Source organism: Mesorhizobium sp. M0040 (genome assembly GCF_040323505.1).
GTDB lineage: Bacteria > Pseudomonadota > Alphaproteobacteria > Rhizobiales > Rhizobiaceae > Mesorhizobium.
Map to the genome: position 1 here is coordinate 344,065 of NZ_JAMYVA010000001.1, position 10,671 is coordinate 354,735.

Annotated in this window: 10 protein-coding genes; 7 read left to right on the forward strand and 3 right to left on the reverse strand. The window is 62.5% G+C overall.

The features are described 5' to 3' along the window. Positions 1 to 17 precede the first annotated feature (17 nt). Together NKJ91_RS01630 and NKJ91_RS01635 are read right to left on the reverse strand one after the other, a co-directional pair. Complete coding sequence (locus tag NKJ91_RS01630; protein ID WP_023675550.1) at positions 18 to 1,112, reverse strand: ROK family transcriptional regulator; 1,095 nt, start codon at positions 1,110 to 1,112, stop codon at positions 18 to 20. 57 nt (positions 1,113 to 1,169) lie between these two features. Further along, positions 1,170 to 1,820 carry an SGNH/GDSL hydrolase family protein gene (locus NKJ91_RS01635; RefSeq protein ID WP_023675551.1) on the reverse strand — a complete coding sequence of 217 codons (651 nt, stop codon included), beginning with the start codon at positions 1,818 to 1,820 and terminating at the stop codon, positions 1,170 to 1,172. A 321-nt stretch (positions 1,821 to 2,141) separates the two neighbouring features. On the opposite strand from NKJ91_RS01635, the gene NKJ91_RS01640 reads away from it, so the two are divergent. From NKJ91_RS01640 to NKJ91_RS01660, 5 genes are all read left to right on the forward strand, one after another. Then, on the forward strand, positions 2,142 to 3,221 hold the full coding sequence (locus NKJ91_RS01640) for a substrate-binding domain-containing protein (protein WP_352454171.1): 1,080 nt from the start codon (positions 2,142 to 2,144) through the stop codon (positions 3,219 to 3,221). An 81-nt stretch (positions 3,222 to 3,302) separates the two neighbouring features. Continuing rightward, positions 3,303 to 4,814 (forward strand): sugar ABC transporter ATP-binding protein, encoded by a 1,512-nt coding sequence (locus NKJ91_RS01645; protein ID WP_352454172.1) that lies wholly within the window; start codon positions 3,303 to 3,305, stop codon positions 4,812 to 4,814. Between the two features lie 8 nt (positions 4,815 to 4,822). Further along, positions 4,823 to 5,785 carry an ABC transporter permease gene (locus tag NKJ91_RS01650; RefSeq protein WP_352454173.1) on the forward strand — a complete coding sequence of 321 codons (963 nt, stop codon included), beginning with the start codon at positions 4,823 to 4,825 and terminating at the stop codon, positions 5,783 to 5,785. 3 nt (positions 5,786 to 5,788) lie between these two features. After that, a complete protein-coding gene (locus NKJ91_RS01655) occupies positions 5,789 to 6,742 on the forward strand; it encodes an ABC transporter permease (protein ID WP_352454174.1) in 954 nt (317 codons plus the stop codon). Positions 6,743 to 6,832: 90 nt separating this feature from the next. Next, positions 6,833 to 7,516, forward strand: a complete 684-nt coding sequence (locus tag NKJ91_RS01660; protein ID WP_023675556.1) for an SGNH/GDSL hydrolase family protein — start codon at positions 6,833 to 6,835, stop codon at positions 7,514 to 7,516. Positions 7,517 to 7,718: 202 nt separating this feature from the next. Here the strand turns inward: NKJ91_RS01660 and NKJ91_RS01665 are convergent, their stop codons facing one another. Continuing rightward, the gene (locus tag NKJ91_RS01665) at positions 7,719 to 8,882 is read right to left on the reverse strand and encodes a PIN domain-containing protein (protein WP_352454175.1); all 1,164 of its coding nucleotides are present in this window, start codon (positions 8,880 to 8,882) and stop codon (positions 7,719 to 7,721) included. Between the two features lie 143 nt (positions 8,883 to 9,025). On the opposite strand from NKJ91_RS01665, the gene NKJ91_RS01670 reads away from it, so the two are divergent. Both NKJ91_RS01670 and NKJ91_RS01675 read left to right on the forward strand, forming a co-directional pair. Then, a complete protein-coding gene (locus NKJ91_RS01670) occupies positions 9,026 to 9,694 on the forward strand; it encodes a hypothetical protein (RefSeq protein WP_352454176.1) in 669 nt (222 codons plus the stop codon). A gap of 693 nt (positions 9,695 to 10,387) precedes the next feature. Next, a complete protein-coding gene (locus NKJ91_RS01675; protein WP_352454177.1) occupies positions 10,388 to 10,513 on the forward strand; it encodes a hypothetical protein in 126 nt (41 codons plus the stop codon). The last annotated feature ends 158 nt before the right edge of the window (positions 10,514 to 10,671 follow it).

Below are 10,671 nucleotides of genomic sequence, written 5' to 3' on the forward strand. Positions count from 1 at the left end.
GAGCGGGTTCGGCACAATCACTGGATCATGAAGCGCGAGCTGAACGGCAGGCTCGCCGCTCCCACGGCCTTCGGGCTGATGGTGACCCGCGCCGGCAACGCTTCGATGGTGACGAATTCGCGGTTGATGTCGGCGCACAACGCCTTGGCGATTTTCCGCGGCGCATAGCTGGACAGGACGACCGTCCTGAACTCAACAAACTGGGTCAGCGCCGAAATCGACGCTTTCAGGCGATTGGAGCATTCCCCCAGCCATTCGCTGTAGGCCTCTCCGAGATCAGGCCACTCCGGGTTGCTGCTCCAGATGATTTGGGACGGGCGCCCGCGCCTGGTCAGTTCGCTCTCCAGGCGCACAAGGCCATGATCGAAGCTTGCGCTGGAGTTTCCCTTGTAGATCTGGTGATTGAGGATAAGCCTGCTTTGTAGTCTCGCGCCGAGATAGAAGAACAAATAGTCGTTCAGCGGCTTTGCGACGCCGAACATGCTCTCGCCGCCGGCTGCCGCGGTGATGTCGTTCTGCACGAAAACCGGCAGCTTGCTCTGCTCTTCGATCTCGCCTTGCAGAGCCTTCAAGGAGGTGCTCGATCCGTTGCGGATTGCAGCCATGGCGTCGACTTCGTCGGGAACAGCCAGCCCGATGCCGGCGACCCGGCCGCGCGCCTCGATCGGCAGGCTCGTCATGGCCTGCCCGATCGCTCCCAGCAAATCGCTGCTTTGCGGAAAGGGATTGGCTTCATCCGCCGGCAGCTGCTTGTGGAAGCGCACGGTGCCGATGAAGTCGATGAGCGCGATGTCGATCCTGCGCCGGCTGAAGCCGACGCCGACCGCATAGGCGCCCTCCGGATTGAGCGAAAGCGGGATGGTGGGCGGCCCGACGCGGCCGCGCTGCGCCTCGCCCTGCGAGACCAGGCCTTCCTGCTCGAGCGAGCGGACGATGACCGAGGCCGTCTGCGCCGACAGGCCGGTCTTCTCGCCGATTTCCATCCGCGAAATGCCTTCGTTCTGAAGCAGCAACGATAGCACCAGCCGCTCATTGTAGCTGCGGACGCTCAACGCATTCAGCCCGCTCGCACGATCCGCGATGCGCAAGGGATTGGGTGGTGCGAATCTCATGTCAGGCAAGGGTCGCCCCGTCGGTAAGAGCGCGTTGCCTGGCAGCGGTTTGGTTGCTCATGTCGAGCGGCTCCAGCCGATGGCGTCGACCGCGCGGGCCAGCTCCGTGCCCAGCAATCTGTGGGCTTCGGCATCGATGTGAAACCCGTCTGCTTCGCTGCAGGATACCACCGAGCCGGCATCGAAAAAGTGCAGTTCGAGCGAGTCCGCCAGAACCTCGAACTCGAGCGCCAGCAGGCGCGATTTCTCCGGCGCGCCGGCGAAGATGGACTTCCATTCCTTGACGTCGTCCTGCATCGGCGGCGGCGCCACGATCATGATTTCGGGCGTGGTGCCGCCCGGACCTGGCGCCAGCTCCTTGATGTCGTAAACGAGGCAGCCGATCCCCATCGCCACTTCCGACGGCGGCTTGTTGAAGCGGATCTTCAGGTCGTTAGTGCCGAGCATGATGATGACGAGGTCGAGCGTCGCATGGCTCTGCAGGCAAGGGCGAAGATAGGTTCGGCCGTTCTTGTGTGCTCCCTCGATCGGATCGTCATGGACGGTGGTGCGACCGCTCAATCCTTCCTCGATGACATACCAATCGGCCCCCAGCTGTGCACGCAGTATCCCCGGCCAACGCTCATCGGGACCATAGCGCTCGAGCGGCCCCCTGCCGGGGATCTGGCCGTGCGTGTTGGAGTCGCCGTAGCACAATACTGATCGCATGTTTTTCCGCCGGGACTGACAGCGCGCCGAAGCCGGCGAGCGCCATTCATGATGGATAGAGGAGCGGTGAAAGGCAAGCAAGGGAATAGTCATTCAACATGACTAACGATTGACAGGCCGAATCCGCTGTGCTTCTAAAGTGCCCGGAGGAGTTCTCAACCGTCATCATCGTCCAGCCCAGGTTGGACCTCGACACGCATGTGTTCGGGGGCGGGAGAATTGCGTGCATCGGTCGGTTTGCGACGACGAGCGTGCATTGGGAGAGCGTCTCGCGGCCGTACGCATTCGTACGGCCGGGGCAACCACAAGGAGGAGAATTCAATGTTAGGATTGCTGAAAACCGTCAGTCTGGGAGTGCTCGTTGTATCAGCGCTTGCCGTAACATCCCTGGCGCATGCGGAAGATGTCAAGCTGATGGACGGCGTCGCGCCGCGCCCCGACGACACGCGCATGACCGCGGCCGGTGCGTTCAAGAAGGACCCGCCCTGGGTCATCGGAATGAGCGACTTCGGCGTCAACGCAAACACCTGGACCGTGCAGGTGGCGCACGAGGCGGAAAATGCCGCAGCAAAGGACAAGCGCATCTCGAAGTTCATCCTGCTCGATGCCGGCTTCGACCAGAAGAAGCAGGTGGCCGATATCGAGGATCTGATCGCGCAACATGTCGACGCGATCATCGTTCAGCCGGTGACCAGCACATCGGCCAACGCCAGCATCGCCAAGGCGGTCGCCGCCGGCATCCCCGTCATTCTTCATACCGGCCGCATCGATTCCGATGCCTACACCACGGAAATCCAGGGCGGCGCCGAACATTTCGGCAAGGTGATGGGCGACTGGCTGGTGAAGACCGTCGGCGACAACGGCAAGATCTGGGTCCTGCGTGGCCTGGCCGGCCATCCGGAAGACACTAACCGCTACAACGGCCTCTTGGAATCGCTCAAGGGCACGCATGTGCAGATCACCGCCGAGGAGCATGGCGACTGGCAGTACGACAAGGCCAAGAAGCTGTGCGAGACACTCTATCTGAACAATCCGCAGGTCGACGGCATCTGGTCGTCCGGCGCCGACATGACACGCGCCTGCGTCGACGTCTTCAAGCAGTTCGGCACGCCCATTCCACCGATTTCGGGCGAGGGCAACAATGGCTATTTCGGCCAGTGGATCACGGACGGATTCAAGTCGATCTCTCCCGAATACAGCCCCGCCCAGGGCGCCGCCGGCGTGCGCGCCGCTGTTGCGCTGCTTGAGGGTCAGCAGCTCTACAAGCGCTATGTCTACAACCCCGACGGCTGGGACAAGGACAAGGCTGCCAAATACTATCGCGACGATTTGACGGCCAATGTCTGGTGGCCGAGCGAACTGCCGGAGGACAAGCTCAAGGAATATTACGGCAAGAAGTGATGGCGCCGTGGCTGGCGGGGAGTGGACAAGCATTCCCCGCAGGCCGTTCCATCTGTCGAATCCGGTTCGTTCGAGGGTTTCGTGACCAATCTTATCGAGATGTCCCACATTTCGAAGGCGTTCGGAGGGAGCAAGGCGCTCCACTCCGTTTCCCTCGATCTGAAGGCGGGCAGCGTCCACGCCCTGATGGGGGAGAACGGCGCCGGGAAATCGACGCTCATGAAGATCCTGGCGGGCGTGCATCAGCCCGATTCCGGCGAAATCTTCATGAACGGGGAAAAGCTCGATCTGAAGTCGCCGCGCGACGCGCTGGATGCCGGCATTTCGACCGTTTTCCAGGAGCACTCGCTGCTGCCCAATCTGTCGATCGCAGAGAACATGTTTCTCGGCCGGGAGCCGACGACCCGGTTCGGCTCGATCGACTATCCCGAGATGAGCAGCCAGACCGCCAAGGCGCTTGGCGAACTCGGCCTCACCCTCGACCCATCACAACTCGTCTCCAACCTGACGATCGCCGAGCGGCAATTCGTCGAGATCGCGCATTGCATCCAGGCGGACGCCAGCGTGCTCATCCTGGACGAGCCGACGGCGGCGCTGAACGCGGCCGACGTCGATGTGCTCAACCGCAACATCCGCCGGCTGCGCGATAAGGGAAAGGCTGTTGTCTACATCTCGCATCGCATGGAGGAGATCTTCGAGCTGTGCGACACGGTCACGGTGCTGAAGGACGGCGCGCTGGTCGGCACCAGGGTGGTATCCGAGATCACCACCGACGAACTCATCGCCATGATGGTCGGACGCGAACTCCAGGACCTTTTTCCCGATCGCACGGGCGACAAGGGCGACGAGATCCTGCGCGCCGAAAACCTCAGGATCACCGAGACATCGCAGCCGCTGTCGCTGACTTTGCACAAGGGTGAGATCGTCGCTTTGGCAGGGCTGGAGGGGCAGGGCCAGCGGCGCTTCCTGAGATCGCTGATCGGCCGCTACCATCCCTTTGCGGGGACGATTTCCATCAACGGCAAAGCGCTCAAGATGCCGCTCTCGACATCATCAGGCGTTCGCCATTTGCAGCAGCTGAAGGTCGGTTTCGTTCCCGAAGACCGCAAGGAAGAGGGGCTCTTTCTCGCCCTGCCGATCGCCCACAACATTGCCATCGGATTGCATTCGAGGCGATCCGAACTTGCGTCGGCGCGATCCTATCGAAGCGTTATCGCCCGCTTGATGGAGGTCATGAACATCAAGGCGGTAGGTCCATCCGCTCCGGTCGCCTCCCTATCGGGCGGCAACCAGCAAAAGGTTCTGCTCGGCCGCTACCTCGCCGCGGATCTCGATCTTCTGCTGGTGGAGGAGCCGACCCGCGGCGTCGACATCGGCGCCAAGTCGGAGATCTACCACCTGCTGCGCGACTTCACCCGCAAGGGCGGCGCGGTGCTGGTGTTGTCGCGCGAGACGATCGAGTTGATTGGGCTCTGCGACCGCATCTACGTCGTCCACCACGACACCATCGTTGCCGAAATGCCGGCGGCGCAGGCGACGGAACACAAGATCCTCGACGCGGCCCTGATGGGCGGCTCCACGCGCCAGCATTAGGGGCTTCCATGTATCATTCGCTGTTCAACATCCTGAGTGGCCGGAACACACGACAGGGCCTGTGGGGCCTGCCGCTGCTGGTCGCCTTGCTCATTTCGCTGTGGCTGACCGTCGAGACGACACAGTTCGCCACGGCCGAAAACCTTTTCAACCTGGTTGCCCAGGCGATGCCGCTGATCATCGCGGCGCTCGGACAGCTCATCGTCGTGCTGATCGGCGGGCTCGACCTGTCGGTCGGCTCGGTCATCAGCTTCACGACGGCGGTGCTGGCGCTGGACCAGCCGGCGATCGTGCTGATCCCGGCGGTCTTTCTGCTGGCCGCGTTCATCGGGTTGATCAACGGCCTGGCGATCACCCGCTTCAACGTCCATCCGATCATCGCGACGCTGTCGACGCAGTATATCGTGCTTGGCATCACGCGCATCTTACGTCCCGTCTCCGGCGGCACCGTGCCGGAAATCGTCATCGCTGCCGTTTCCGGCAGTTTCCTCGGCATTCCCTATCCGGTTTTCTGGGGGATCGTCGTGATCCTGGTGGGCTGGAAACCGCTCTACGGATCGCGGTACGGGCTGCATCTGTTCGCGATCGGTGGCGGCATCGCTTCCGGTGCCGAGAGTGCGGCCCGCAACTTCGGCGTCTCCGACCGTCGCAACATCATCCTCGCCTATGTGGTCTGCTCCTGTTTCGCGGCCGTTGCCGGTGTCTTCCTGGCCGGGCGCATCGTGTCGGGCGATCCGAATGTCGGGCTTCTTTTCGAGCTCGACACCGTCACCGCCGTAGCCCTCGGAGGCACCCAGCTTTCCGGCGGCATCGGCAGCCTGCACGGCACGGTGATCGGCGCGCTGGTGATGGCGCTGCTGGCCAACGGCATGAACCTTGCCAACGTCTCGCCCTTTGTCCAGACCGCGATTAAGGGCGGCATCCTGCTGGCGGTGGTCGGGCTGCAATCCCGCAAGAAAATGGGGCTCTGAGCGATGGCTGCCGTTCTTGCAAGTCCGATCGCCCGGGGCCTGCTGCGCATCCCGCCGTCCTATTTTGTTTTCATCGTGCTTTTGGCCACACTGTGGATCGCGCGGCCGAACATGCTCAACCTCAACATCATGGGCATCTTCATCCGGCAGATCGTTCCGCTTGGCATCCTGGTGCTGGGGCAACTCGTCGTCATGCGGGTGAAGTCGATCGACCTCTCCGGCGGCGGCATCATCCTCTTGATCAACTATTTCATCTCGTCGGGCAGCTTCCCCGGCGCGTCGCTGCCATTCTTCGTCGTGTTGGCGCTCGCCACCGGCCTCGTCATCGGCCTGTTCAACGGCTTCATGATCGGCAACCGGCGGGTGTCAGCGGTGATCGTCACGCTGGCGGTCAGCATCATCCTGGTCGGGCTGGTGCAGTTCCTGTCGAGCGGCAATCCACCCGGCGACGTGCCGAAGCTGTTCAACGACCTCTACAACACGAAATTCCTGTCGGTTCCGACGCCGGTTCTGTTCTGGATCCTGCTGACCGCCGCAGTGTCGCTGCTGCTGTCGCAGACGGTGTTTGGCCGCTATGTGGCCTCGGTCGGGGAGAATGCCGAAGCCGCCCATTTTTCCGGCGTGCCGGTTCAGCGCACCGTCATCTTGGCGCATGCGCTCGCCGGCCTGATCGCGGCGATCGCGGCCCTGGTGCAGACCGGTTCGATTGCCGTTGGGAGCGTCCGCGTGGGCCTCGATCTGCCGATCCTGGCCGTCGCGGCAACGATCCTTGGCGGCGTCGTCTTCGGCCGCGGCGACGGCGGCGTCTGGGGGCCATTCTTCGGTGCGCTGTGTTTTGCGCTGCTGTTCGTGGTGATGACGGTGCTCGGCATCGACGAGCCCGGCAAGCTCATCGCCCAGGGCGTCATCATCCTCGGCGCAGCGATCTTCTACGGAGTGCGCGTGCGAACCCCATGACTTGAGACAGCGAAAGGCAAGACCGCCCGGCGCTGGCCGAGACCGACAAACCGCGCGTTCAGACAATTGTAAACAGATGGAGAGACATGGATGTCACCGCCAAAAAACATCATGTGCTATGGCGACTCGCTGACCTGGGGCTGGGTTCCGGTCAAGGAGGGGTCACCGACCTACCGCTACCCCTATGACCAGCGCTGGACGGGCGTAATGGCGGCGGCGCTCGGCGAAGGCTATCACATTGTCGAAGAAGGCTTGAGCGCGCGCACGACCTGCCTCGACGACCCCAATGACCCGCGCCTGAACGGGGCCAGCTACCTGCCCTCGGCCATCGCCAGCCATCTGCCGCTGGACCTGGTCATCGTGATGCTCGGCACCAACGACACCAAGTCTTATTTCCGCCGGACGCCTTACGAGATCGCCAATGGAATGGCGAAACTGGTCGGGCAGATCCTGACAAGTGCCGGCGGTGTCGGCACGCCCTATCCGGCTCCGAAGGCGCTGGTCATTGCGCCGCCGCCGCTCACCCCGATGCCCGACCCATGGTTCGAGGGCATGTTCGGCGGCGGTCACGAAAAGTCGAGGGATCTGGCCAGGCAGTACAAGGCGATGGCCGATTTCATGAAGATCGACTTCCTCAACGCCGGCGATTTCGTCACCACGGACGGTGTCGACGGCATTCACTTCACCGCCGAAAACAACGCCGATCTCGGGCGCGCGGTCGCCGACAAGGTCAGATCGATTCTTGGGCCAAGCCGCGTCAGCACCGCCGCCTGAAGCTGCAACCCCGCCGGCTTGCGGCACACAGGCCGACGGAGTGTGTCGCACCTTCCTCCCGCGATGCACAAAATACGGGGCCGGACGATGAGTTCGACCCCGTATTTTTTGTTGCTTGGATGGTTGTCTTAGCCTGGCCCTGATCAGCTGGCCGCCGCAATCGAACGGCTAAGTACGATCGGGGAACGGGGGCGGGAGAGCGCTACCGCCTTTCCCCCCAACCAGCCTCAACGCATTTTGCACTTCGTTGCCGCGCGTAGCACCCAGTAGGTTTCAGGGAACGCGAGACATCCACGAGGTCCAGTCGGAATGTCAGACGCCGCATGTCTCGACCCCTATGTATACAGTTGGTCCCAGTCCTCGCCGAGAACCCACCGGAAGCGCTCAGCTTGCCGTTGACCATACCCCACTCGAAGTCCGTCCACGGGCCTAAATTTTCCTTGCCGATTTCCTGCTCCGTCCTCTTCGCCGACTTCAGCGCTCCCGCCCATACGGTGTCGAGAATCTGGTCCTGTCGGTAGGGCTGGGTCGAGTACTCCGATTTCGGCGTCACCTTGACCTTTCCCTCCTGGATTTCCCAACGCAGATTCCAATGGCGGTTGTACCAGACCTGCCTGTCGAGGAGGTGAACGGCTTCCAGAATTTCGGATAGCCGCCGCGGCTCTTGGGTCCAGTTGAATTCTGCGTCCTGGTCGTCGAGCAGGTCAGGGTCAACGTGCTTGAGTACGTCCACCAGCGAGACCCAAAACGTCGAAGCCTCGGAGTCGAACATCGCCGCGAGGTCCGGGTGAGGTTTGCGGCGGTCGCCACTGTCGTCGCTGAAATCCTTGACGTTGTGAGTGGCGAACGCACAGGGATCGTCGTCATCTGCGGCAGCCTTCGTCATGGCTGCGTAGCATTCCACGATGACAGCATCCCCTACGCTGTTGCGAGACCTGTGATACGGCGCCAGCCCCGCCAGCGCGCGTTCCGTGACGCGCTGCTTGATGGCTTTCGTGGTCCTCATCCGGTATCCACCAGCGAGCAGGACCTCGATCTGCTGGATGGAGTCGTAGACCGCCTCGTTGTTGATCACGATGCGATGATCCACTTCGTGAAGCCGGGAAAGGGTGTCGAGCTTTGTCCCGTCATCGCCGAAACGGTTCACCGCTTCGCACACCTGCCGGAAATGGGACTGCAGGCTGCGCCGGGCATCGGCTGCCACCCTGTCCTTGTTGCGAGCGAACTCGTCGCGGACGACATCCGGAACGACCAGCATGATCTCGCCTTCGCGCACGAGTTCGCGCAGCGCGCCGAGGATGGGCTGCTGTCGCCAGTCCTTGGCGACATCGAGCCATACCGAAGTATCCAAGAGTAGCCTGAGCATCGAATCCTAACCTCCGCCGGCGCAGCCTAGACGCCCGCATCCGGAGACGGAAGGATTCGTTTCCGGCATCGATTTGCCACCCCGTTTGCGGTTCCTACGAGTCCGTGCATTATGCTTCCTGAGCGCGGCTGGGGGAGAGCGCCATGGAAGGGCGGGAGATAACTAACCTGCTGCTCGCTGTCATCGCGGGTGTGCTCCTATTCGCCAAAGACGCGATGCTGGGAGGCCTGCAGGGTTTCTTCCTCGTGGCCGTTGCCATCGCCCCCATATGGGGCCTGCTGGCTCTCGCCGGATGGGGTATCCGCGAGACCCTCAAGGCGCTCCGCGAGGCGAAGGACTGGAGCGAAGTCGCCGGCGTCCTCTTCGTTCTCGCCCTATGCTTCATCGGCATGCCGATGTTCGTCTATGCAGGCTGGCTGTGGCTGCACGGGATCGAGCATCCCATGAACGAAGCCGTGGACTCGTGGATCGGCAAGGTGTGGATGGGGGTCACCGTGCTGCTATTCGGTGGCTTCGCCCTGGTCGGACTCGGCCGCGGCTTTGGCTGGCTATCCGCAAACCGGGGCGATGTCCCGGGCATTGTCAGCGATCGCCTGCGGGTGCTCATGTGGGGCTACCTCGAATTCCTCGGCGGTCCGGTGACTTTCCCGGTGCGCGAATTGCGCATCCGTCGCGAGGCGGGCACTGGCATCGCCGTCAAGGTCGCATCCTTGGCCTACGTTACTGTCGTCGGGCTCATCGTATCGGTGATGACCGCGCTTCTCACCGTCGGAGCCGTCGCTGGCTTGCTTTCCGCGGTCGGCCTGATCTGACGCGCTGCTAGTCTTCTCCGCCGATGCTGCCTAGCTGCTCGCCGACGATCGGGATGTGTAAAACCGCCCAGACAACCGGGATCGCCCAAACCGCAGTCAGCAAAAATCCCAGCAGGATTGACGCCGCCAGAACCCAGCGCCGGGTTCGGCGCTCGGATGCAGACGTCGATGTGCTTGGATGCGCTCGGAGATGGCGGCACCGATGTAGAGCGTGCTGAGCAGGATAGCGGTGGCGATGACGAAAAAGAGCGGACCGCTGACGACTCCTCCAGCAAACTCGACGACGGGATGATATCTGCCCCGACCATCGAGATGGCCGGCTTCGTTGCTGCGGTTGAGTACCGTCACCGTGCGTGGCGCGGGGATGGAGCAGAGACATCGCCAGCATTGGCAAGCCCTGATTCGACCGCACTGCAGACGATCGGCCTGAAGACGCTGTACCTTATGTATTGCAAGGGCTTGCACATGGTGATCAACCCTCGCTTGAGCCATGTCCTCAGGGTAGCAATGACAACCTGTTTCTCACCCACTAGACGAGCGCATGCGTGTCGCTGCCAGCCGTGGCATATGCCCCTGCGCACTAGGCGGCAGAGAGGCTGTCGGACCTGAAGAAGCAGCCAATGGCGGAAGCCGCCGAGCAGTTGCTCGCCGGGACCGGATGCTTACCTGCGATTGCGCACCGAGCAACCTGCGATGTCGGTTGAACGGCAGGACGAGGCAGCAGATTTCAGATCGGCGGACGTTTCCGAGCTGGACACGAAATCCGATCAGCCTGACACGATCGAGGACGCCCAGGCCTTCAACGTCGCCGCCGAGTGATCCGCAGTATGCCGGAGCCGCCACGCGGCTCCGGCAGGCCTTTCAAGAATTATCCGGCCGCGCCAACAACGCGGCCCGGGACCGAGCCGCTAACGAGTTTTGGAAGCGGGGGGAACCAGAACCTCCACGAAAGCAAAGTCTCCCCGGGCGTCCATAGC

Excerpts from the sequence above, each read along its gene's own strand:
- NKJ91_RS01630 (WP_023675550.1), bottom strand. The coding sequence starts at position 1,112 with ATGAGATTCGCACCACCCAATCCCTTGCGCATCGCGGATCGTGCGAGC.
- NKJ91_RS01635 (WP_023675551.1), bottom strand. The coding sequence starts at position 1,820 with ATGCGATCAGTATTGTGCTACGGCGACTCCAACACGCACGGCCAGATC.
- NKJ91_RS01640 (WP_352454171.1), top strand. The coding sequence starts at position 2,142 with ATGTTAGGATTGCTGAAAACCGTCAGTCTGGGAGTGCTCGTTGTATCA.
- NKJ91_RS01650 (WP_352454173.1), top strand. The coding sequence starts at position 4,823 with ATGTATCATTCGCTGTTCAACATCCTGAGTGGCCGGAACACACGACAG.
- NKJ91_RS01655 (WP_352454174.1), top strand. The coding sequence starts at position 5,789 with ATGGCTGCCGTTCTTGCAAGTCCGATCGCCCGGGGCCTGCTGCGCATC.
- NKJ91_RS01660 (WP_023675556.1), top strand. The coding sequence starts at position 6,833 with ATGTCACCGCCAAAAAACATCATGTGCTATGGCGACTCGCTGACCTGG.
- NKJ91_RS01665 (WP_352454175.1), bottom strand. The coding sequence starts at position 8,882 with ATGCTCAGGCTACTCTTGGATACTTCGGTATGGCTCGATGTCGCCAAG.
- NKJ91_RS01670 (WP_352454176.1), top strand. The coding sequence starts at position 9,026 with ATGGAAGGGCGGGAGATAACTAACCTGCTGCTCGCTGTCATCGCGGGT.
- NKJ91_RS01675 (WP_352454177.1), top strand. The coding sequence starts at position 10,388 with ATGTCGGTTGAACGGCAGGACGAGGCAGCAGATTTCAGATCGGCGGAC.